Source organism: Falsiroseomonas stagni DSM 19981 (assembly GCF_900114315.1).
In the GTDB taxonomy this organism is placed as follows: Bacteria; Pseudomonadota; Alphaproteobacteria; order Acetobacterales; family Acetobacteraceae; genus Falsiroseomonas; species Falsiroseomonas stagni.
Genome location: NZ_FOSQ01000003.1, coordinates 329,290 through 351,260 on the forward strand (window position 1 = coordinate 329,290; position 21,971 = coordinate 351,260).

Here is a 21,971-nt window from a genome sequence, read left to right on the forward strand (position 1 = left end):
GCCTCACGATAGCGTGAATTATACAATCACACAATCGAGGCCATGACGCCCGTTGCGCGATCAGGCCTTGCGGAAGATCCACCAGATGGGCTGCCGGCCCTCCCGCCGCGCCTTCGCCTCATACCGCGTGCCGGGCCAGCCCGCCGGCCGTTCCGCCGCATGCCGCTCGGCCTGCACGAAGAGGGTGGTGCCCGCGAAAACCTCCTCCACCCAGGCCTGGTAGGTCGGGTCGTCGCTGGCGATGCGCCATTCCCCGCCGGGCCGCAGCGCGCGGGCAACCAGGGCCAGCAGTTCCGGATGCACGAAGCGCCGCTTGGCGTGGCGCGATTTCGGCCAGGGGTCCGGGAACATCAGCATCAGCCGGTCGAGCGACCCCTCCGGCAGCGCCTGCACCAGGTGCCGGGCATCGGTGGGCCAGAGGCGGAGATTGGCGGGCAGCGCGCCGGTCGCTTCCTCCCCTTCCGCCACCAGCCGCGTCAGCAGGGAGCAGAGGCCATTCTCGAAGACCTCCGAGGCGATGTAGGCGACCTCGGGGTGGGCCGCGACCTGTTCCAGCGCGTGTTCCCCGCCGCCGAAGCCGATCTCCAGCCAGAGCTTCGCGCCCGGCATGGCGAAGGCCGAAAGCGGGTCGCTTGCCTGGTCGGCGGAAAGGCGCAGCCGCGGCAGCGTCACGTCCAGCAGGCGCTGCTGGCGCGGCCGCAGCGGGTGGCCGCGGCGGCGGCCATAGAGGCGGTCGGGCACGCCCTCGGCGAGGGGCGGTCGGTCGGCGGTCATCGCTATCCCCGGAAACAGGAAGGGGGCGGCAGGCCTGCGCCCGCCGCCCCCGAGTCACGCAAAGCCTGGGATCAGCGGCCGAAGGCGCGGCGGATCTCGTCGGCCAGGTCGGTCTTTTCCCAGGTGAAGGTGCCCTTCTCCGCATCCGGCGTCCGGCCGAAATGGCCATAGGCGGAGGTCGGGACGTAGATCGGGCGGTTCAGGTGCAGATGCTCCCGGATCCCGCGCGGGGACAGGTTCACCATGCCGTCGATCACCTTGGCCAGCTTCACCTCGTCCACATCCTTGCCCGTGCCGTGCAGGTCGAAATAGACCGAGAGCGGCTTGGAGACGCCGATGGCGTAGGAGACCTGGATGGTGCAGCGATCCGCGAGGCCGGAGGCCACCACGTTCTTCGCGACGTAGCGGGCGGCATAGGCGGCGGAACGGTCGACCTTGGTCGGGTCCTTGCCCGAGAAGGCACCGCCGCCATGGGGCGCCGCGCCGCCATAGGTGTCGACGATGATCTTGCGGCCCGTCAGGCCGCAATCGCCGTCCGGCCCGCCGATGACGAAGGTGCCGGTCGGGTTCACGTAGAACTCGTTGTCCGGGCACATCCAGCCCTTGGGCAGGCTGGACTCCACGATCGGGCGCAGGATGCGCTTGATCTCGGCCTGGTCCAGGTGTTCCTGGTGCTGGGTCGAGACGACGATGGAGGTGGCGCCCACCGGCTTGCCATCGACATAGCGCAGCGTGACCTGGGACTTCGCGTCGGGCAGCAGGCCCTGGACGGAGACGTCGCCGGCACGGCGCAGCTCGCTCACGCGGCGCAGGATCAGGTGCGCGTAGTAGAGCGGCGCGGGCATCAGCTCCGGCGTCTCGCGGCAGGCATAGCCGAACATGATGCCCTGGTCGCCGGCGCCTTCATCCTTGTTGCCGGCAGCGTCCACGCCCTGCGCGATATGCGCGGACTGCGCATGCAGGTGGCACTCGATCTGGGCGTTCTTCCAGTGGAAGCCGTCCTGCTCGTAGCCGATGTCATGGATGGCCATGCGGGCCAGGTGGATCAGCAGCTCCGGCGTCACGCTGCCGGGGCCACGCGTCTCACCGGCCAGCACCACGCGGTTGGTGGTGCACAGCGTCTCGCAGGCCACGCGGGAATAGGGATCGGCCGAGAGGTAGGCGTCGAGCACGGTATCCGAGATGCGGTCCGCCACCTTGTCCGGGTGGCCCTCGGAGACGCTCTCCGACGTGAAAAGATATTCGCCCTTGTCGCGCATGGCTTGGTTCGGCCTCTTGTCGCGGGAGAGCCGGAACGCCCCGGCCTGGCAAGAATGCCCCAGCGGATCCGGGACGGGCGCGTATCGCAGTGCAAAATGGCGCGGTCAAGGCAGGTCGGCGCGTCCGGGGCGTGCCAATCGCGTCAGGGTTGTGGCCGGGGGTCGAGCATGAGGGCCGCCGGGTCCGGCACCCCGCCGGGGATGGCAAGCTCCACCGGTGGGCGGCCCCGCGGGTCGGCATAGGCGCCGATGGGATGCCAATCGGCCAGGCTCCGCTGGTGGCCGGCATGGCGGACCGCGCCGGTATTCACGGGCGTCAGCCGCGCTTCCGCCCCATGACGGTCCAGCAGCCGGCGGAGATCGATCCGCAGCGCCACCTGCGGCCGGGCGGGATCGGCCTTGCGCAGCCCCTCGACCCGCGCCGGGTCGAGCCAGAAAAAGACATGCCCGTTGATGTGCTGCCGCCACTGCGCCGGGCTGGTGCCGGTGCCCGCCAGCGCGCCGGCCAGCGGGCCATCCGGCATCTTCTGGCGGCGCAGCTCGACCAGGCCATGGACGGGGTGGCGCAGCGTGGTGAAACCCGGGCGGTGTTCCGCCAGCAGCCTGGTGGCCTCGGGTTCCGGTACCTCGAACAATGCGACCAGGGCGGCGGCGCTGAGCAGCCCGTGGCGGCGGATCAGCGGCAGGGCATCTGGGCTCGTCAGGTGCCAGGCGACGCCGCCGGTCCGCGCGACCAGCGCCGCCGCGTCCCAGCCCCGCATCCCTATCGCATGCCGAGCACATCCATCATGGAATAGAGACCGGCGGGCCGGCCCTGCAGCCACAGCGCCGCGCGGATGGCGCCGGTCGCGTAGGATCGCCGGTCGAAGCTGCGATGGGTCAGCGCGATCTGCTCCGTCCCGGAGGCGAAGAGCAGCGTGTGCTCCCCCACCACCTGGCCGCCGCGCAGGGCGGCGAAGCCGATGGGGCCGGTCTGGCGAGCGCCGGTATGGCCATCCCGCCCGGAGTCGATCCCCACCTCCTCCAGCGTCTTCCCCCGCCCCTTCGCGACCGCGCGGCCCATGGCGATGGCGGTGCCGGAAGGGGCGTCCACCTTCTGGCGGTGATGCATCTCCAGGATCTCGGCATCGTATTGTTCGGGCGGCAGGGTGGCGCCCATGCGTTCGGCGATGGCCAGGACCAGGTTCACCCCGGTGGAGTAGTTGGCGGCATAGCAGACCGGCGCGGAGCGTGCGGCGGCGGCGATGGCGGCCTCCTCCTCCAGCGTCAGGCCGGTGGTACCCAGCACATAGGCCCGGCCCGCGGCGGCGGCGGCGGCGGCGTGGCCGGCGGCGGCGGAGGCATGGGTGAAGTCGATCACCACGTCGCTGGCGGCGAACAGCGCGCTCGCATCCGGCAGCAGGGGTGCGGGCAGCCCGGCGGGGTCGGCGCCGGGCCGGTCGATCCCGCCGGCCAGCGTGGCGCCGGCGATCACCGCTTCCTCCGCCAGCAGCCGCCCCATGCGGCCGGCGATGCCACAGATGCCGATGCGGACCATGCGAACCCCCCGTTTCCCGAGCGCCCAGGCTTCGCCCGCGCGGCGGGAGGGGTCAAGGCCAGGGCTAAAGGCTGACGACCTGCCCCGCCCCGACCGCCGCCAGGAAGGTGACCACCCCCGCCACCTCCACCCCCGGCGCCAGCGATGTGGCGGCGATCGCCTCCGCGCGCAGCCCGGCCTCGCAGGCGATCAGGCGGATGCCGAGGTCCCGCGCCGCCTCCATCAGCGTCGCGATCCCCGCCACGCCGCGGGATGCCAGCAGCGCCTCCCGCGCTTCCTCCACCAGCGGCGCGGTCGCCAGGAACAGGCGGCAGCCGCCATTGGTGGCGAAGAGCGTGACGTCCCGTCCCACCGCCGCCGCGCCGGTGGCGAGCACCAGCGCGTAATGCGCGGCCTCATGGTCCCCATGCCGCAGCAGGATGCCGAGCGGCTGGGTCACACCGCGCAGGCCGGGGCGACGACCTCTCCATGGCCCGAAAGGTCATGGATGGTCGCGGCATCCCCGCACAGGGCACAGGCGGGGTCGCGCTTCAGCTTCACCGTCCTGAACCGCGCATCCAGCGCATCCCACAGCAGCAGGCGGCCCGACAGATCCTCCCCGATGCCGAGGATGACCTTCAGGACCTCCGTCGCCTGCAGCGTGCCCATCACGCCGGTGACGGCGCCCAGCACCCCGGCCTCCGAACAGGTGGGCACCAGGCCCTCCGGCGGCGGTTCGGGGTGCAGGCAGCGGTGGCAGGGATGCGGCGCGCCGAGGTGGGATTTGAAGACGGAGAGCTGACCCTCGAACCGCAGCACGGCGGCGGAGACGAGGGGGCGGCCCAGCAGGTGGCAGGCATCGCCCAGCAGGAAGCGGGTGGCGAAATTGTCGGTGCCGTCGCAGACGAGGTCGTATTTCGGCACATTCTCCCACGCCCAGGCGGCATCGAGGCGCCTGGCATGGATCTCCACCTTCACCTCCGGGTTCAGGGCGCCGATCGTCTCCGCCGCGCTGTCCGCCTTGTTGCGGCCGATCCGGGCGGTGACATGGGCGACCTGGCGCTGAAGGTTCGACAGTTCCAGCCGGTCATCATCGATGATGCCGAGCGTGCCGATGCCCGCCGCCGCCAGATAGAGCGCGAGCGGCGAGCCGAGGCCGCCGGCGCCCACCAGCAGCACCCGCGCCGATCGCAGGCGGGATTGGCCGATCGCGCCCACTTCCTCCAGCAGGATGTGGCGGGAGTAGCGGCGGAGCTCCGCCTCGGTGAAGTCGAGGTCCATCGGCGTGATATGGGCGCGGGCCGGGGGGCGGCGCAATACGGCGCGCGGCACGCCACGGTGTGACATTTAAGTCGCTTAGCCGTTTAGCCCGATTATGCCGATTTAGGACGTTTAGCACCGTGTTCGCGGCCAGGCCGGCACCCGGGACGGGGCGGCGCGGACGCGATGCGGGTCCATGACCATCGGAACATAGAGCGAACAAGGCGGTCGGCGCCATCTTTTTCGTGATTCCTGGCGAAACCCTTCCGGGGGTTGGCGCGCTGCGCCCGCCGGGTTATGCCCCCGGCCCCGCCTTCCGGCGGGTTCCCCCTGCCGCGCGCCAACATGGCCCGCAGGGGTTCCGCGCCCCGGCCCCGCCGGCGCTCGGGCGGGGCCCATGGCCCCAGGCACAGCCCGTTCCGGGTTAACGCCATGGTAGCAACCCCGGCGCCAGATGCGCCGGCGATCGCAGGAGGTGATGGCGGAGCATGCGCATGCGGACGCGCCTTGGGCTGGACGGCCGATCAGTGAAGGACCGTGCCCGTCGCCATGGCCGATGGACCCTGCTGCTGCCGCTGCTGGGCTGGCTCCTCGCTGCCCCGGCGCCTGTTCATGCCCAAACCGGCTGCCCCGACGTGCTGCTGGGCGACAGCCTGGCCGTCGGCATGGCCCCCTTCGCCCAGGCCCAGGGGTTCGAGGTGATCGCCCGCAACGGCGCCGGCATCGCCTGGCTGCGCCAGCAGGAACCCCGCTGCGCCCGCCGCCTGGTGCTGGTCTTCGGCACCAATGATCTGCGCGGCATGCGGAACGAGGAAGCGGACCAGTACCTCCGCCAGATCAGCGCGGTGATGGAGCGCTGGCCGGCGGCGCGCATCATCTGGGCGACGCCCGGCTGCTTCAACCGCGACGCCCAGCTGGAACAGGGCAGCACGGCGCTGGACCGCGTCCTGGCGCGCCGCGTGAACCAGGCCGATGACGCGCTGCGCCACCTGCCCGCCATCCATCGTGGCCGCGAAGCCCGCTGCACCTATGAATCCCATGACGGGGTGCACCCGACCGGGGAATGGTACCGCAACTGGTGGTCCGCCCTGGTGCGGTCGATGGAGCGGACCCAGGTGGCGGGGATGCGCTGACCTCCCGGGCTACGGGGCGACCGGCCGGGAAGCGAGGTAACTCTCCAGCGACACCCGGTCGGGCGGCGGCGTCCAGGGTGTGGGGGTGAGGCCCGCGAAGGCCGTCGCCTCGTCGAACCAGCAGCGCGGGGCCGGGTAGCCCCAATCCATCGTATTGGCCCGCCGCGCCGCATCCCAGCGCACGGGTTCCTGTTCCAGGTCGGTCATGTGGTGCGGGGCTTCCAGCACCAGCTCCACCCGATGGCCGTCCGGGTCGCGGAAATAGACGTATTGCACATGGCCGAGACCGTGCCGCCCCGGGCCGCGTTCGACCGAGGGGCCGTATTTGTGCAGCCCCGCGGCATCGCAGGCGCGGAACATGTCGATCATGCTGGGCGTGACATAGGCGAAATGGTGCAGGCGCGGGCCCGGCCCGGCGAGAAACACCAGGTCCCAGGGGATGTCCTTGCGGTGCATGAAGGCGCCCATCAGCGCATCCTGCGGCCCCGCCACGATGTAGTCCGAGGTGCGGAAGCCGAGCCTCGTGTAGAATTCCGCCGCGGCGGCGACATCCGCCATGTGGATCTGCTTGTGGTCGAAGCGCAGCGCGGCGCCGCCGGGGTGGTGGTCCGTCTGCAGCAGGCGGCGGTCCACCGCCTGCATCCGCGCGCAGAATTCCAGCGGCGTGCCCATGGGGTCCGCCACCTGCATGGTGCGGCCCTGGAAGGGCACATCGACGAAGCGGGGCGTCAGGCCGATGCCATCGAAGAAGGCGGCGGCCTTGTCCAGCTCCTCCTCCGTCTGCACGCGCAATCCCACGCGTTCGCAGATCGGCGGCGCATCGGACTGCCGCAGGACGAGGCTGTGATGGGCGATCTCCTCGATCCCCCGCAGCCAGGCCACGGCGCCCTCGCGCCCCGTCACCACCAGCCCGATGACGCGGGTGTAGAAGGCGATCGCGGCATCGAGGTCCCGCACCGTCAGCACCACATGGCTGGCGCGGGTGGTGTTGAAGGGGGGGTAGTGGACGGGCGGCGGGATCGACATGGGCGGGACTCCGGAACGCTTCATACCAATGGCAGGATGGAGTGACCTGCGGCCGACGAAGTCGGCCGAGGCCGCGAATGCGGCCCGCGGCCAGTGCCGCGAAGCCAAGCCCGCGGAGCGGGCGCCGGCGTTTGAGGCATCAAAAAGAAATACCAACGAGTCGCTGAAAGCGGCCGTTGGCTTCAGATTGTGCGGAACCAGTCTTCGTTCTCGACCTTCAGCGGGCCGTTGATGCGCGCGACCGCATTGTACCAGGCGACCGCCATGACGAGGTCCATCGCCTCCCGCAGCGGGAAGGCGGCGATGAGGGCGGACCAGGTGGCGTCGGAGACCTCGATCTGGCGGGTCGCCTCCGCCGCATAGGCGCAGACCGCGCGTTCGCGGTCGCTGAACAGCGGCGATGTCGCGTGGTCGTCGAGGGCGAGGAGCTGTTCGCGCGTGACGCCGGCGCGGATGGCGTGGTTCCAGTGATGGTCGAATTCGTAGCGGGAATTGGCCGCGCGCGCCGTCATCATGATGCCGAGTTCGCGGTGGTGCTGGTCCATGACGGAGCCGTGGCGCATCTCCTTCGTGAAACTCAGCAGGGAATCCATCAGGTTCGGCATGTTGGCGAGTGCGAGGAAGACATGCGGCGTCGGGTTGCCGCGTTCCCGCTGCATGCGGTCATAGGTGGCGCGGTGTTCCTCGGGGAACTCCTCGCGCGTCGGCAGGGGAACGCGGGCCATGCGGGCGGAACCTCGTGTCAGGCGCGGCGGAAGATGGAATGGCTGCGGCGCGCGGCGATGCGCCACCCCGCCGGGGTGAGCACGAAATCGTCATGGTATTCGACGATCGCTTCCGGCCCGGTGAGCGGTGCCTCCCCGCCCGCATGGCCTTCGTGCCGATAGACCGTGGCGTAGGAGATGCCGCGCGCGGTCGCCGGCCCCGTCACCGTCACGACGGCGTTGGAGGAGACGTGGTAGGACAGCACGTCCCGCGGCCGCCGTACCATGAAGTCCCGTAGCGCCGCATGCCCCTTCAGGCTGGCCTTGGGACGGATCCATTCGCCGTCCTCGGTGAAGATGCCGACAAAGGCCTCGGCATCATGATGGTCGGCGGCCACGGCGTAGGTGGCGATCAGCTTCAGGCAATCCTGTTCGATCGCGCGGCGTTCGTCTTCCGTCATCCCCGCGCTCATGTGCCGAGGATGTTGCGGTCATGGATCACGCGGCCCCATTCCTCCCACTCCCGCTCCACCTTGGCGCGGAGCGCGGGCAGGGGCAGGGGGTCGGTCAGCATGGAGACCTCCGCCGCGCGGGCCCGGCCTTCCGCGCCCAGGGTGATGGCGTTGATCTCGTTGTGCAGGCGCTCCACGATCTCCGCCGACGTGCCGGCGGGGGCGAGCAGGCCGAGCCAGAAATCCATGGCGAGGCCGGGGGCCACGGTTTCCGACACCAGCGGCGCATCGGGGAAGATGGGCGACCGTCTTTCGCCGACGGTGGCGAGCACGCGGCCGCGGCCGGAGGCGATGAGCGGCCTGGCCGTCAGCACATCCAGCAGCGCGACATGGACGTCGCCCGAGAGGAAGGCCGCGCCGAGCGGGCCGCCGCCATTATAGGGCAGGTGCACCATCTCCGTCCGCGTCTGGGCCATGAACATCTCCATGGCGACGTGGCTGAAGGCGCCGACGCCATGGCTGCCGAGGTTGTACTTGCCCGGATTGGCGCGCAGCTCCGTCACGAAATCGCCGATGGTCCTGGCGGCGACATTCTGGTTGACGACGATGACGGAAGGGCCGCTCAGCGTGATCGCGATCGGCACCAGGTCGCGCGGCGTGTTGTAGGGCGCGGGGCGGCGCAGATGGGGGGAGATGAGGAAGCCGCTGTTGGAGGCGTAGAGGATGGTGTGGCCATCGGGGGCCGCGCGCACCGTTGCCAGCGTGCCGACGATGCCGCCCGCGCCCGGCTTGTTCTCCACCACCACCGGCCGGCCGAGGCGCTGGGCGAGTGGGGCGGCGAGGGTGCGGGAGAAGATGTCGGTCTGGCTGCCCGGTGCGGCGGGGGAGATCAGGCTGATCGTGCGGCTGGGATAGGCCGTCTGGGCCCAGGCCGGCGACGGCGCCAGGGACGGCGCCACGACGGTTGCGGCGCCTGCCGCGCCGACCAGGCCGCGGCGCGTGATGCCTCGCATGGGACTTCCTCCGCATTGGTCTTCTTGTGGCGGAGACGCTTTCACGCGTGGCAGGGAGCGTCAAGCGAAAATCGATATTTCGGCGTGGCGGCTAGGCGCCCTGGCCCCAGCGGCTGCGGGGGGTGATGGCGTCGCCCAGGCCCTGGTTGCGGGCGGCGGCCTCGATATCCTCCGCCGTGCGGCGCAGATGGGCGGCGAGGAGGGCGACGGCATCCTCCTCCGCCCCATCCTGCACGGCCTCCACGATCTGCCCGTGTTCGGCCTGCACGTCGCGCGACAGGCCGCGCACCAGGCGCGACATGCGGCGGTAGCGTTCGCTCTGCTCATAGAGCGTGGTGCGGAAGCGCATCAGCCAGTCGAGCCCGCAGGCGCCGACCAGCGCCGCGTGGAAGCGGGCATGCAGGGCGGACCAGGAATCATGCGCCTCCGCACTGTCACCCGGCAGGGGGTGGCGGCTGGTGCGGAGCGCGGTCCAGGACGCCTGCACCGCCTCCCGCCACGCCGCGTCGCCGCGGGCCATGGAGCGGCGGAGCGCCAGGCATTCGATCTCGGCCCGCGTCTCCGCCAGGTCGCGCAGATCGGGCAGGGTCAGCGGGCTGGCGCGGAAGCCGCGCTGGTCTTCGGCCACCACGAGCCCGTCGGCGAGGAGGCGGGAGAGGGCTTCACGGATGATCGCGGCGCTGACCTTGAAGCGCTGGGCCAGCAGGCCGATCAGCAGCTTCTCCCCGGGCCTGATGCGGCAGGCGATGAGGTCGTCGCGCAGCCGGCCATGCACCGCCGTGGTCAGGGTCCGGGCTTCCTCCACGCCCGGGAGGGCGATGGCGACCGGGGTGGTGCGATGGGGGCTCATGGCCATGCCGGAGGATTGGCGAAACCCGCTTCCACGGTCAAACGAAAAACGATATTCGACGGGCATCGGCGTCCCCGACGCCCAAGCCGGCAGTGCCGGCGGCCAGACGCGCTGCCGGCAGCGGTGCCGGCGACCAGTGAGGATCAAGGCATGAGCCAGACGCTGCTGCCCACCACCGTCGTCGGCAGCTACCCCCAGCCGGCCTGGCTCGTGGACCATGACCGGCTGCGCAGCCGCCTGGTGCCGCGCATCCGCACCCCCGACATCTGGCGGATCGAGGAGCCGCGCCTGGAACAGGCGCAGGACGACGCGACGCTGATCGCGATGCGGGACATGGAACGCGCCGGCATCGACATCATCACCGATGGCGAGATCCGGCGGGAGAGCTACTCCAACCACTTCTCCTGCGCGCTCGAAGGCATCGAACACGTCGTGCCCGGCGAGATCATCGGCCGCACCGGCAAGCCGACGCTGGTGCCGCGCATCGTCGGCCGCATCCGCCGCATCCGCGCGGTGGAGGTCCGCGATGTCGCCTTCGCGCGGGCCAACACGGACCGCCCGGTGAAGATCACGCTGCCTGGCCCCTTCACTATGACCGCGCAGTGCAAGAACGAGTTCTATGGTGACGAGGCCGAGGTGGCGATGGATTTCGCCGCCGCGCTGAACGAGGAGATCCGGGAACTGAAGGCCGCGGGCGCCGATGTGATCCAGCTCGATGAGCCCTGGATGCAGGCGTTCCCGGACCGCGCGCGCCGCTTCGCCATCGCCGCCATCAACCGCGCGCTGGAAGGGATCGAGGGCACGACCGCCATCCATCTCTGCTTCGGCTACGCCGCGATGGTGAGCAGCAAGCCCACGGGCTATTCCTTCCTGCCCGAACTCTCCGCCGCCAACGCCCAGCAGATCTCGATCGAGGCGGCGCAGCCGAAGCTCGACCTCGGCATCCTGCGCGACCTGCCGGGCAAGACGGTGATGGTCGGCGTCATCGACCTCGGCACCACGGAGGTCGAGACGGCGGAGACGGTGGCGGGCCGCATCCGGGAGGCGATGAAGGTGCTGCCGCCGGAGCGGATCGTGCCCGCGCCGGATTGCGGCATGAAGTACCTGTCGCGGGAGACCGCCTTCGCCAAGCTGAAGGCGCTGGCGGATGGCGCGGCGATCGTGCGGCGCGAGATCGCGTGACAATCCTGGTGTTCGGCGAGGGGGTGGACCTCTCGCTCGACGCCCTCTCGGCCGCGGCGCCGGGGTATGACTACGTCCTCGCCGATGGCGGGGAGGGGATGATGCGGGCGGCGGCGGAGGCGGAGGTCATCATCGGCCTCGCCCACGCCATCCCCGGCCGCGTGCTGGCGGCCGCAACCCGGCTGCGCTGGATCCAGGCGCTGACAGCCGGGACGGACCAGCTGGAGGCGCTGCCCGAATTGCGGCCCGACGTGCTGGTGACGGCGATGCGCGGCATCCAGGGGCCGCAGATGGCGGAACTCGCCTTCCTGATGATGCTGTCGCTGCTGCGCGACATGCGCGGCGTGCTGGAACGCCAGGCGGCGCGGGTGTGGGACCGCAGGCCGCAGCGGCTGCTGCAGGGGCGCACCGTCACGATCCTCGGCGTCGGCGCCATCGCGGAGCATCTGGCGGAACGCTGCCGGCTGTTCGGCATGACGGTGATCGGCGTCAGCAATGGCCGGGCGCGGGTGCCGCATTTCGACGCGATCCTGCCGCGCGATCGCCTGGCCGAGGCCGCGTCGCGCACCGATTTCCTGGTCGTGCTGGTGCCCTATGCGGCGGAGACGCGCCACATCGTCGATGCCGGCGTGCTGGCGGCCATGCGGCCCGACGCCTTCCTCATCAACATCGCCCGCGGCGCGGTGGTGGATGAGGCGGCGCTGGCGGCGTGCCTCGCGGCGGGCGGGATTGCCGGCGCCGGGCTCGATGTCTTCGCGACCGAGCCGCTGCCGAAGGAAAGCCCGCTCTGGGCGATGCCGAATGTCATCGTCACGCCGCATGTCGGCGGCGTCAGCGACATCTACATGCAGCAGGCCCTGCCGGCGGTGGCGGAGAATCTGCGGGCGTGGCGGGAGAAGGGGCCTTCCGGGCTGCGCAACCTCGTGCAGCGGCGGGGCGCGGCGTCGGCGTAGGGGTCGTCCTCCGGCGGCAGGCGCCGCGCAGCCGGTGGACGATCCCGCCGATCACAAGCCGCCTGTTCCTCACCACACAGGCAGGCCCTCGGCTGCGGTGGCGACGATGCGGGCCGCGTCGGGCTGCAGCAGGAAGCCATCGCGCAGGTTGCGCTCCGTCACCTCCCGCACGCGCTGCAGATAGGCGTCGCGCGACGGGTGGAGGCGGCGCAGGGTCGCCGCATCGAAGGGGACATGCGTGCCAGCCTGGCGGCAGGCGCCGTCCGGCACCGGGGCCACGCCGCCCGCATTCCAGCCCGTGTTGAGCGCCACCGGCACCTCGACATCGGCCAGGCGGACGCCGCCACGCGCGATGCCGTGCTCGTCGCGCAGCGCCACCGGCGGATCGCGGGAGAGATCCACGTCCATCGGCGCGGGCATCGAGGGCGGGCGCTCGCCCCCCAGCCAGCGCGCGGTCCAGGCATAGGCCGCCTGGGTGACCAGGTGCAGCCGCACGCGGCTGCGGGCGGGGTCGATGCAATTCGCGGTGTCCGGCGTGATGCCGCGCACGCCGACGTCGCGGAAGCGCACCGGGCTGTTGACGACGAAATTGTGGTAGTCGCTGTGGGAGGAGCCCGCGATCTCCCAGGCAATGTAGCGGTCCGTGTCCGGTCGCCGCAGCCGCGCTTCGGACCGCAGCAGGTCCCATTCGCTGATGATCTTGAAGACGGGCTGGCGCACATCGGTGCGGATCGGGATGTCGATCGGCCCGCCGAGCACGAAGGCGGCGTAGATGGGATCGAGCGGATGCACCACGTTCGCATAGGTCGCCAGGTTGACCGAGGACTGCGAATCGCCGGTGGCGATCAGCGTCCGCGCGCCGGGCAGCCCGCCCAGCGGATCGACGCCGCGCGGCCGCGCGATGGCCTGGCCCGCCTGGCTGAAGATGTCCCATTTCAGGCTGTCATCGGTGATGGTCCCGCCCGCCGTCACGTCCAGCGTGCCATACCGGCGCGGGTTCCAGGCGCGCAGGCCGTTCGGCGTGCCGTGCACGCCCGCGCGCTGCGGCCCGACGCCGACCCAGGCATAGCCTTCGCGGATGAAATACTCCGACGCGCGGTACCACTGCACGTCGAGTTCCCAGTTGTTGGTGACGTTCTGCCACTCCACGATCACGCGCCCGTTGAAGCGCGCCGGATCGGCGGGGCGGCGCACCACCAGGCGGATGCGATAAGGGTGGCCATCGCTCACCACCCGCGCCGGCTCCTCCGAGGCCGCAGCGGCGCAGAGCGTCTGCGGGCAGGCGGTCGTGTAGCGGTTCGCCGTGCCCGCAAGGAAGAACTCCTCCTCGACATAGCCGCCCCCCGGCGGGAAGAGGGTCGTGGCGAGGAAGGGATAGTCGCGCGCGGGATCGCCTGGCGCGACGGTCGCGGGGACGGGGGCGGTGACGACGGGATCCGGGATCGCCCGGGCCGGTGACGCCGCAAGGCCGAGCAGCAGTGCAGCAGCGGCCAGCGCGCGGATCATCGCCCGCTCCTCCCGCTGCCGAGCGTCGTGGCGAAGAAGTCCAGCGTGCGCGCCAGCATCGCGCGGCTGGTGTCGCGCGTCTGGTCGTGGCTGCCGCCGATGAAGCTGTGGTCGATGCCGGGGAGGATGACGAGATCCGCGGCGACGCTGGCGGTGCGCAGCCGCTGGTGGAATTCCTGCGACTGCGCCACCGGCACGGTGCGATCCGCATCGCCATGGATCAGCAGAAAGGGCGGGTCGCTGCGGTCGACGTAATGCGCGGGGCTCGGCGTATTCAGCCGTTCCTCAGGGCAGGTCGCGCTGCCGCAGTTGAGGTAGGGATGCTCGCGGTGGTTTGTCGTGCCGGCCGGCGGGCGGCGCAGCGTCGCGAAGTCGAAGATGCCGTACCAGGCGGCGACGGCCTGCGCGCAGTCGGATTGCTGCAGCAGCCCGGCGGGCGGGCTGATCGGCTGTTCGACATTGGCGTTCATCCGCGGCGCCACGACGGGTGGCGCCAGGGCCTCCACGCCGCAACTCGTGCCCGCCAGCGCCGCCAGCTGCCCGCCGGAGGAGGCGCCCCAGAGCCCGACCCTCTCCCGGTCGATCCCCCAGCGATGCGCATGGGCGCGCAGGAACCGGATCGCCGTCTTCACGTCGTGGATGGCGGCCGGGAAGGGTTCCTCCCCGGCGAAGCGATAGGCGACGGAGGCGACGACGAAGCCCTCCGCCGCGACGGAGGCCAGGACCTCCGGCCAGTTCGCGAAGGCGGCTGAAAGCCGCGGCCCGCCGCCCATCCAGCCGCCGCCATGGATGTAGACGATGAGGGGCCTCGGCCCGCCGCCCGGCGGCGGCAGATAGAGGTCGAGCTTCATGGGCCGGTAGCCCGCGATGGTCGAATAGGTGATGTCGGCCAGCCCCGTGACGCCACCCGTGAAGGTGTGGCGCCGTTCCGGCCAGGGTTCGTGCACATCGCCGAAGATGCGGTAGTTCACGACCGCCTGGCCGGCCACCCGTTCGCCGGGCGTTTCGGCCAGGGCGACGCCGCCCCAGGCCAGGATACCGAGCGCGAGGCCCGACAGGCCCTTCCACATCGTCATCGATCCTTCCTCCCCGTCAGTTGGCGGCGTTATCGAGCATCTCCCGCAGCGACCGGATCGCGGTGGCGTAGCCGCGCGCGCCGAGGCCCGCGATCACCGCCGTCGCCACGGTGGAGACCAGCGAATGCTGGTGCAGCGCATCGCGGCGATGGATGTTGGAGATATGCAGTTCCACGACCGGCCGCGTGAACATCCGCAGCGCATCGACCAGCGGGATGGAGCGGAAGCTGAGCCCGGCGGGGTTGATCACCAGGCCGGCCGCGTCGCTGTCGATGGCGTCGTGGATCCACTCCACCAGCTGGCCCTCGTAGTTGGTCTGGCGGAACACGACCGTGTCCGGCCCGGCAGCGTCGCGGCACAGCGCCTCGATCTCCGCCAGGGTGGTGCGGCCGTAGATCTCGGGCTCCCGCTTGCCGAGGCGATCCAGGTTGGGGCCGTTCAGCACATGCAGCCTGCGGGTCATCGCGTTCAGCCTTGGTAGCCGAGCTGCCGCGGCAGCCAGAGCACGAGTTCGGGGACGTAGGTGATGAGCGCGAGCGCCGCGATCATGGCGAGCAGGAAGGGCAGCGTGTCCCGCACCACCGCCATCAGCGGCTGGTTCGACAGCTTGGCGACGATGAACAGCAGCAGCCCGTAGGGCGGCGTCACGAGGCCGATCATGATGTTGACGACGACCATGACGCCGAAATGCACCATGTCCACGCCCAGCGCCTGGGCGGCGGGCACCAGCACGGGCACCACGATCAGCAGGATGGTGCTGCCTTCCATCAGGCAGCCCAGCACCAGCAGGATGATGTTCACCAGCAGCAGGAACTGCCACTGCGACAATTCCCAGCCAGCCAGGATGCCGCGCACGGCATTGGGCACGTTCTCGCTGGTGATGACGAAGTTCAGCGCCAGCGCGCCGGCGATCAGCATGCCGATGGCGGCGGTGGACCGCGCGCTGTCCACCACTGCGGACCAGGTCTGGCGCAGCGTCAGGCTGCGGTAGAAGACGGCGGCGATCAGCCAGGCATAGGCGGCGGCGACGGCCGCGGCTTCCGTCGGCGTCATCACCCCGCCATAGATGCCGCCCAGCAGGATGACGGGCATCAGCAGCGCGGGCAGTGCCTCCACCGTCAGGCGCGGCACTTCGCGCAGCGGCACCTTCTCCGCGATCGGCCAGTTGTGGCGATGCGCCATCCAGCTGTTGATGCCCATCTGCGCCGCCGCCATCAGCAGCCCGGGGATCACGCCGCCCAGGAACAGGTAGCCGATGGAGGCATCGGCGACGAGCGCGTAGAGCACCATCGGGATGGAGGGCGGGATGATCGGCCCGATCACGGCGGTGACCGCGGTGAGGGCAGCGGCGTAGCTCGGCGTGTAGATGCCGCCCTTCGTCATCATGTCGATCTGCACCTTGCCGCTGCCGGCGGCATCGGCGACGGCGGAACCGGACATGCCCGCGAAGATCACGCTCTGCACGATATTGACGTGGCCGAGCCCGCCGCGGAAGCGGCCCACCAGCAGGTCGCAGAAGCGCAGCAGCCGGTCCGTCAGGCTGCCCGCATTCATCAGCCCCGCGGAGAAGATGAAGAGCGGCACGGCCAGCAGCACATAGCTGCCGTTCAGCCCGTTCAGAACCTGCTCCGCCGCGATCGACATGTCCTGGCCCGAGGCGCCGAGATAGACGATGGAGGCGCAGATCATCGCGACGCCGATCGGCAGGCCGAGGCAGGAGAGGCCGAGCAGGGTGATGAGGCAGAGCGTGAGGGGGGAGAGCATGGTCAGGCCCCCCGCGCCAGGCCGCGCCCGGTGACACTGCGCCCGGTGACGGACCGCCAGACGATCAGCGCATGGCGCACGATCTGCGCGATGGCGAAGATGACGTAGACGGAGAAGACGAGGTCGAAGCGAAGCCCCAGATAGGCGGTCTTCTCCACCTTCATGAAGGTGACGTAGTCCACCACCGCGGGCAGCGACCAGGTGAAGATCGCGACCACGGCGGTGCCGGTGACGGCATCCGCCACGCGCTTCACCGCGGGCTTCATGGCGCCGTAGATGACGTCGAAGCGGATCTCCTCCTCATCCCGCAGCACCAGGCCGGCGCCCCAGAGGATGCCCCAGACCCAGCACAGGGTGGAGAACTCGGCCGTCCAGCTCAGCGGTGCGTTCAGCACGTAGCGCGTGACGATCTGCAGCAGGAAGGCGACGAACATCGCCACCAGCAGGGCGGAGAGCACATCCTCCGCCCGGCGGCCGAGCCAGTGGACCACGACGCGCGATCAGCGGATCGCGTTGATGCGGTCGAGGATCCCCGCCGGCCAGCCCTGGGACTGGGTGGAGGCGAGGTAGCGGCGCTGCGCCTCCGCCCGGAAGGCATCGACGTTGGGGGCATAGACCTCCAGCCCCTGGGCGCGGAAGAAGTCCAGCATCTCCTGCTCCTGCGCCACATGGCGGCGGCTGCTTTCCGCGATCGCCTTGTCGGCGGCGGCCTGCATGGCGGCGCGCTGGGCGGGCGTCAGGCCATCCCACACGCGGGCGGAGACGGAGAGCAGGTCATAGGCGACAAGGTGGCTGGTCAGGACGAACTGCGTCGTCACCTCATGGAACCGCATGGTGCGGCTGGTCGGCAGCGGGTTGTCCTGGCCATCCACCGTGCCGGATTGCAGCGCGGTGTAGAGTTCCGCGAAGGCGACCGGCGTCGGGTTGGCGCCGAGTGCCTCGCCCAGGAACTGCCAGGTCTCCCCGGGCGGCATGCGCAGCTTGATGCCGCGCATGTCGGCCGGCGTCGTGATGCGCGTGCGCGGCTTCAGGTTGACATGGCGCGTGCCGAAATAGAGCGGGCCGAGCACCTGCACGTTCAGCTGTTCGCGCGCCATGCGCTTGAAGTCGTCGCCGATCGGGCTGGCGAAGACCTTGGTCATGTGGTCGACGTCGCGGAACAGGTAGGCCGACGCCATCACGGACCAGGCGGGAATCTGGCGGGAGAAATCCTGCGGCGCGAGGTTCGCCATCTCCACATTGCCGCGCTGGATCGCGACCAGTTCCGTGCCCTGGCGGAACAGCGTGGCGTTGAGGTGGAGTTCGACGTCGAAATCGGCCGCCAGGTCGCGCTGGAAACCCTTCATCGCATCCGCGCGGATGTCCTGGTCGGAGAAGACGGCGGTGAAGCGGATGCGGCGGCGCTGCTGGGCGCGGGCCGGCAGGACCGGCGCGGTGGCCAGCGCGGCGGCGGCGGCCAGCAGCGGGCGGCGCCCGATGAGCGATGACATGGCGTTCTTCCTTCCCTCGGTCGTCCTTGGCCGCCAGGCGGCATGGAGGCGGAAGGCTACTGGCGGCGATACCGGCGATCAAGCGGGATTTCCGCTGATATCGGAGATTCAGTCTTTCATCCGATGTTGCGGCAGCCGATCCGCCGGCCAATACTGCGCCTGCCAGGGAGGGACAGCGCGGTGATCCGCAGCACCGGCGGCAGCGGGGAGGGGGAGGGCGGCGATGCCGCCTATCGCCGGCTGCGCGCCGATGTCGTGCTCGGCCGGCTGCGGCCGGGGCAGAAGCTCGGCCTCGATGCGCTGCGGCGGGAGTACGGCTTCGGCGTCGGCACGCTGCGGGAGGCGCTGAACCGCCTGGCGAGCGAGGATCTGGTGGTGGCGGAAGGACAGCGCGGCTTCACCGTCGCCCCCGTCTCCGCCGCCGATTTCTGCGAGATCGCCGATCTGCGCCTGCTGCTGGAACGGCACGCCATCACGCTGTCCTTCGCCGCGGGGGATCTGGACTGGGAAGGCCGCGTGGTCGGCGCCCACCACAAGCTGGCGGTGCTGGAACGCCGCCTGCTGGCCGGGGAGGCAGCGGACGCCATGCTCTGGAAGCGCTGCGACCGCGACTTCCACCAGGCGCTGATCGATGCCTGCGGCAGCGCCGTGCTGATGGAAAGCTATGCGGCGGCCTATGACCGCTACCTCCGCTACCAGATGGTCGCGGTGGTCTTCCGCGGCGCCGTCGCGGCCGGGCAGCACGCACAGCTGCTGGACTGCGCCTTGCGGCGGGACGCGGAGGGCGCGGGCCGGTTGCTGGAAGCCCATATCGCGGGCTGCGTCGACCAGGTGCTGAACGACGACGCCCTGGCACCCTTCGCGGCGGCGCCGCGACGCCGCCCGGCGAGGCCGGCATGACGGCCCCGTCTGAAACGGCCCCGTCTGAAACAGCGGGGGAGCGCGCCTATCGCCTGATCCGCGCCGATATCCTGCGCGGCGTGCTGGAGCCCGGGCGCAAGCTGAAGCTGGATGCGCTGCGCGACGCCTATGATGCCGGCGTCGGCACGCTGCGGGAGACGCTGTCGCGCCTGGTGGCGGAACGCCTGGTGATCGCCGAGGGCCAGCGCGGCTTCGAAGTCGCGCCCTTCTCGCCCACGGAACTGCGGGAGCTGGCGGGCCTCCGCCTGCTGCTGGAAGGCCATGCGATGGAACAATCCTTCCGCGCCGGCGATGTGGAGTGGGAGGCGCGGGTCGTCGCCGCGCATCACAAGCTGTCCCTGATGGAGGAAAGGCTGCTTGCGGGGGATGGGGCGGCGCTGGACGGGTGGCGACGCTTCGATGCCCAGTTCCACCAGAGCCTGATCGCGGCCTGCGGATCGCGCACGCTGATGGCGATGCATGCCGCGATGTTCGACCGCTACCAGCGCTACCAGAACCGGGCACTCGGCTTTCGCGGCGCGATCGCGGCCGGGGAACATGCGGCGCTGCGCGATGCCGCGTTGCGGCGCGATTCCGGCGCCGCGCGGCGCATCCTGGACGCCCATATCCTGGGCGGCGTGAACCACGCCCTGGCGAGCGGCTTCCTGTAGCGCCGGCACCGGCCCTTGGCGGGCGTGGGCATTCGCCGTAATCGCAGCGCCAACATCCGCAGCCCCGCCGCGGCAGCAAAGGAACCACCCGCCCATGTCGTGCTCCGAGATCGAGAAGGCGGAGGCGATCGTCGCCGCGGTGACGGGCACGCTGGACCTGGCCCATGGCGCGGACCAGGACGTGGTGCCGGTCAACCTCTATGCCGATGAGGAGGCGTTCCGCCTGGCGCATCCGGCGGCGACGCGGATCGGGCCCGCCGATCACCCGCGCATCGCCCGGACCGTCGCGCGGGCGCTGCACCGGCACGGCTTCGAGGTGGCCGTGCATGTGCTGCGCGCCGCGCCGATGCGCGCCTGGCTGGCGGCGCAGGGGGGGGATGCCGACCTCTCGGCCTATCCCGGGGAGCCCGCGGACAGGCTTTCCGGCGATGCGGCGCTGCGGGCCCTCGGCCTGCGGGCCGCGGACCTGCGCGAGGCGCCGCGCAAGCCCTCCACCGGCCGGACGCTGGCCGCGCGCATCGCGCGCTGGGCGACCGACCCGGAGGCCGATGAGGACCAGATCGACCTGCTGACGGAGGAATTGCTGTCCCAGCGCCTGGACGGGGCGCTCGGCGTGGTGGAATCGATGCTGGAGCCCCAGGACTACGCCTATGCCCGCCAGGCCATCGAATTCGCGGCAGCGACCCATGTGGTGGGCGAGGCGGGGGAGGAACGCCTGGCGGCCCTGTTCGTCAGCCCGGTGCTGCGCCACGGGGAGGAACCGCGCGACCCCGCGATCCCGGCGACGCTGCAGGCGGCGCTGACGGAGGTCGCGATCGACCCGGCCTTCACGCCGGTGATCCTGGCGCCCTTCTGGATTGCGACCGCCGCCATCGCGCGGCTCCGCCCGTCCGATCTGCGGGAGGCCGCGGAGGCGCTGGTGAACGGGCAGGAACCGCCGATCCCGCGCGCGGCGCCGCTGGACCGCGATGTCTGCCTGCTCGGCCTGACCGTCTCCGTCGAGCCCGCGGGGGACCAGCCGGACGAGGCCGAGACGGGCGCGCGGCTGGACCGGTGGGAGGCGATCATCGCCGAGGCCGCGGGGGGTGGGCAGGCCTCCGCCCCGCTGCCGCTGGCGATGGCGCTGGACCTGCTGCGCCGCGCCAGGCTCGCCATCCCCGATGATGGACCCGCGGATGAGGAGGAGGGCGAGGAGGAACCGGCGGTGGACGAGGCGTTGATCGCGGCGCTGGCCGGGCACCTCGCCGGCATCGGCACCGGCAGCGCGCTGATCACCGGGGAGGAGGGTGGCGTCGTGGCGCTGTCCATCGCCGATGGCGTGGTCGACATGGCGCTGGAGGATCTGGTCGAGGTGCTGGCCGAAGCCCTGGCGGAGGGCGGCATCCTGTTCGTGGTGCCGGCGACCGCCGGGGCGGCCCGGGGCCATGCCTATGTGCTGGAGCGCGGGGAGGCCGAGGGCGTCTCCGCCGCCGATGCGGCGGCAATGTTCGCGGAGGAAGCGCCGGCCGACTGGGCCGCCGCCCCCGCCGCCTGGGCGGATGCGCCCCCGCTGGACTACGACCCCGGCGCCTGACGGGCGCGCGGCCTATCCCGCCACGGCCTGCCCGATCTGCGCGGCAGCCGTGGCCAGGGCAGCGCGCATCGCGGCCTCGTCCGGCTTGTCCATCAGGCCGAAGCTCGTGCTCAGTCCGGCGCGGATGCGCCCGTCCCGCCCGATGATCGGCACGCCGAGGGAACGGAGCCCGAGCCGCAATTCCTGGTCCACCAGGCAGGAGCCAGCCTGCCGCACCGCGGCCAGGCCGGCCAGCACATCCGGCACCGCGACGCGGGTGAAGGGCGTGTAGGCGTCGAGCGGCCCGGGCCCGAGCAGCGCCGCCACCTGCGCCGGTTCCAGCCAGGCCAGCAGCACGCGCCCGATCGCGGTGGCATGGGCGGGCAGGCGGGTGCCGACGGAGCGGTCCAGCCCCGCCACGGGGTTCGGCGCGGCATAGGCCACATAGACGACCTCCGCCCCATCCAGCACACCCACGGCGCAGGGATGGCCGAGCCGCGCGGCCAGCGGCCCGATATGGCGCTGCGCGTCCCGCCACCAGGGCTGGGAGGCGAGATAGGCATAGCCGAGGTCGAGCACCGCGGGGCGCAGGGCGAAGTGCTTGCCATCCTCGCTGGCGACATAGCCGAGGGCCTGCAGCGTCAGCAGCAGCCGCCGCGCCGCGGCCCGGCTGATGCCGGCCTGCGCCGCGGCCTCCGACAGCGTCAGGCGCGGCCGGTCCGCCCCGAAGGCACGGATGACCGCCAGGCCGCGGTCGAGGCTCTGCACATAGTCGCCATCGGCAGGCTGCTCTTGACGCTGCGGCATGGGGATTCCAGTGTTGTGCGCAATACGCCCTTGATGTGCGATAATCGCACAAATTGAGGGGCTGCGCCAGTCCCGGCCGGGGG

24 protein-coding genes are annotated in these 21,971 nt (G+C 71.1%); 6 read left to right on the forward strand and 18 right to left on the reverse strand.

All coding sequences use genetic code 11. The features are described 5' to 3' along the window. Nucleotides 1-60: 60 nt before the first annotated feature. The 6 genes from trmB to BM041_RS11850 form a co-directional block, all read right to left on the reverse strand. Complete coding sequence (gene trmB / locus BM041_RS11825) at nt 61-774, reverse strand: tRNA (guanine(46)-N(7))-methyltransferase TrmB (protein WP_092959594.1); 714 nt, start codon at nt 772-774, stop codon at nt 61-63. Nucleotides 775-845: 71 nt separating this feature from the next. Further along, nucleotides 846-2,033, reverse strand: coding sequence for a methionine adenosyltransferase (gene metK, locus BM041_RS11830; protein ID WP_092959596.1), 1,188 nt, complete (start codon nt 2,031-2,033; stop codon nt 846-848). A gap of 143 nt (nt 2,034-2,176) precedes the next feature. After that, complete coding sequence (locus BM041_RS11835; RefSeq protein ID WP_092959598.1) at nt 2,177-2,794, reverse strand: DUF7002 family protein; 618 nt, start codon at nt 2,792-2,794, stop codon at nt 2,177-2,179. Between the two features lie 2 nt (nt 2,795-2,796). Beyond that, nucleotides 2,797-3,570 (reverse strand): 4-hydroxy-tetrahydrodipicolinate reductase, encoded by a 774-nt coding sequence (gene dapB / locus BM041_RS11840; RefSeq protein ID WP_092959600.1) that lies wholly within the window; start codon nt 3,568-3,570, stop codon nt 2,797-2,799. Nucleotides 3,571-3,634: 64 nt separating this feature from the next. After that, a complete protein-coding gene (locus BM041_RS11845; protein ID WP_092959602.1) occupies nt 3,635-4,009 on the reverse strand; it encodes a DsrE family protein in 375 nt (124 codons plus the stop codon). Continuing rightward, on the reverse strand, nt 4,006-4,830 hold the full coding sequence (locus BM041_RS11850; protein WP_092959604.1) for a HesA/MoeB/ThiF family protein: 825 nt from the start codon (nt 4,828-4,830) through the stop codon (nt 4,006-4,008). The genes BM041_RS11845 and BM041_RS11850 overlap by 4 nt, the downstream gene beginning before the upstream one ends. Before the next feature lie 473 nt (nt 4,831-5,303). Here BM041_RS11850 and BM041_RS11855 point away from each other — a divergent pair, with 473 nt between their 5' ends. Then, nucleotides 5,304-5,942: an SGNH/GDSL hydrolase family protein gene (locus BM041_RS11855; protein WP_139226032.1), complete on the forward strand. Its 639-nt coding sequence runs from the start codon at nt 5,304-5,306 to the stop codon at nt 5,940-5,942. 9 nt (nt 5,943-5,951) lie between these two features. Here the strand turns inward: BM041_RS11855 and BM041_RS11860 are convergent, their stop codons facing one another. The 5 genes from BM041_RS11860 to BM041_RS11880 form a co-directional block, all read right to left on the reverse strand. After that, complete coding sequence (locus BM041_RS11860; RefSeq protein ID WP_175533881.1) at nt 5,952-6,968, reverse strand: VOC family protein; 1,017 nt, start codon at nt 6,966-6,968, stop codon at nt 5,952-5,954. Between the two features lie 182 nt (nt 6,969-7,150). Then, on the reverse strand, nt 7,151-7,693 hold the full coding sequence (locus BM041_RS11865) for a carboxymuconolactone decarboxylase family protein (protein WP_092959610.1): 543 nt from the start codon (nt 7,691-7,693) through the stop codon (nt 7,151-7,153). Between the two features lie 17 nt (nt 7,694-7,710). After that, nucleotides 7,711-8,145 (reverse strand): nuclear transport factor 2 family protein, encoded by a 435-nt coding sequence (locus BM041_RS11870; RefSeq protein ID WP_175533882.1) that lies wholly within the window; start codon nt 8,143-8,145, stop codon nt 7,711-7,713. Next, nucleotides 8,142-9,137, reverse strand: coding sequence for a Bug family tripartite tricarboxylate transporter substrate binding protein (locus tag BM041_RS11875; protein WP_092959614.1), 996 nt, complete (start codon nt 9,135-9,137; stop codon nt 8,142-8,144). Before BM041_RS11875 ends, BM041_RS11870 begins: the two co-directional genes overlap by 4 nt. Before the next feature lie 91 nt (nt 9,138-9,228). Next, entirely contained in the window at nt 9,229-9,993 is a 765-nt protein-coding gene (locus BM041_RS11880; RefSeq protein ID WP_217648695.1) for a GntR family transcriptional regulator, read from the reverse strand. A gap of 144 nt (nt 9,994-10,137) precedes the next feature. Between BM041_RS11880 and BM041_RS11885 the strand changes: the two genes are divergently transcribed. Together BM041_RS11885 and BM041_RS11890 are read left to right on the forward strand one after the other, a co-directional pair. Then, nucleotides 10,138-11,169 carry a uroporphyrinogen decarboxylase family protein gene (locus BM041_RS11885; RefSeq protein WP_092959618.1) on the forward strand — a complete coding sequence of 344 codons (1,032 nt, stop codon included), beginning with the start codon at nt 10,138-10,140 and terminating at the stop codon, nt 11,167-11,169. Next, nucleotides 11,166-12,122: a D-2-hydroxyacid dehydrogenase gene (locus BM041_RS11890; RefSeq protein ID WP_092959620.1), complete on the forward strand. Its 957-nt coding sequence runs from the start codon at nt 11,166-11,168 to the stop codon at nt 12,120-12,122. The genes BM041_RS11885 and BM041_RS11890 overlap by 4 nt, the downstream gene beginning before the upstream one ends. A 69-nt stretch (nt 12,123-12,191) precedes the next feature. On the opposite strand, the gene BM041_RS11895 is transcribed toward BM041_RS11890, so the two are convergent. The 6 genes from BM041_RS11895 to dctP are packed head-to-tail and all read right to left on the reverse strand — an operon-like array spanning nt 12,192 to nt 17,958. Then, nucleotides 12,192-13,628, reverse strand: a complete 1,437-nt coding sequence (locus tag BM041_RS11895) for an alpha/beta hydrolase domain-containing protein (protein WP_092959622.1) — start codon at nt 13,626-13,628, stop codon at nt 12,192-12,194. Beyond that, nucleotides 13,625-14,704: an alpha/beta hydrolase gene (locus tag BM041_RS11900; RefSeq protein ID WP_092959624.1), complete on the reverse strand. Its 1,080-nt coding sequence runs from the start codon at nt 14,702-14,704 to the stop codon at nt 13,625-13,627. Before BM041_RS11900 ends, BM041_RS11895 begins: the two co-directional genes overlap by 4 nt. Nucleotides 14,705-14,720: 16 nt before the next feature. Beyond that, nucleotides 14,721-15,167, reverse strand: a complete 447-nt coding sequence (locus BM041_RS11905) for a type II 3-dehydroquinate dehydratase (protein ID WP_092959626.1) — start codon at nt 15,165-15,167, stop codon at nt 14,721-14,723. Between the two features lie 5 nt (nt 15,168-15,172). Further along, a complete protein-coding gene (locus tag BM041_RS11910) occupies nt 15,173-16,468 on the reverse strand; it encodes a TRAP transporter large permease (RefSeq protein ID WP_217648696.1) in 1,296 nt (431 codons plus the stop codon). A 2-nt stretch (nt 16,469-16,470) separates the two neighbouring features. Continuing rightward, the gene (locus tag BM041_RS11915) at nt 16,471-16,959 is read right to left on the reverse strand and encodes a TRAP transporter small permease (RefSeq protein ID WP_217648697.1); all 489 of its coding nucleotides are present in this window, start codon (nt 16,957-16,959) and stop codon (nt 16,471-16,473) included. A 9-nt stretch (nt 16,960-16,968) separates the two neighbouring features. Next, nucleotides 16,969-17,958: a TRAP transporter substrate-binding protein DctP gene (dctP, locus tag BM041_RS11920; RefSeq protein WP_092959630.1), complete on the reverse strand. Its 990-nt coding sequence runs from the start codon at nt 17,956-17,958 to the stop codon at nt 16,969-16,971. 180 nt (nt 17,959-18,138) lie between these two features. Here dctP and BM041_RS11925 point away from each other — a divergent pair, with 180 nt between their 5' ends. The 3 genes from BM041_RS11925 to BM041_RS11935 all read left to right on the forward strand — a co-directional run bounded on the left by BM041_RS11925 (nt 18,139) and on the right by BM041_RS11935 (nt 21,102). Continuing rightward, nucleotides 18,139-18,858, forward strand: a complete 720-nt coding sequence (locus BM041_RS11925; protein ID WP_245762042.1) for a GntR family transcriptional regulator — start codon at nt 18,139-18,141, stop codon at nt 18,856-18,858. Then, nucleotides 18,855-19,529: a GntR family transcriptional regulator gene (locus tag BM041_RS11930; RefSeq protein ID WP_092959633.1), complete on the forward strand. Its 675-nt coding sequence runs from the start codon at nt 18,855-18,857 to the stop codon at nt 19,527-19,529. The genes BM041_RS11925 and BM041_RS11930 overlap by 4 nt, the downstream gene beginning before the upstream one ends. 94 nt (nt 19,530-19,623) lie before the next feature. After that, nucleotides 19,624-21,102: a hypothetical protein gene (locus BM041_RS11935; RefSeq protein ID WP_092959635.1), complete on the forward strand. Its 1,479-nt coding sequence runs from the start codon at nt 19,624-19,626 to the stop codon at nt 21,100-21,102. A gap of 12 nt (nt 21,103-21,114) precedes the next feature. Here BM041_RS11935 and BM041_RS11940 read toward each other — a convergent pair whose 3' ends face one another. Then, a complete protein-coding gene (locus BM041_RS11940) occupies nt 21,115-21,888 on the reverse strand; it encodes an IclR family transcriptional regulator domain-containing protein (protein ID WP_092959637.1) in 774 nt (257 codons plus the stop codon). Between the last annotated feature and the right edge of the window lie 83 nt (nt 21,889-21,971).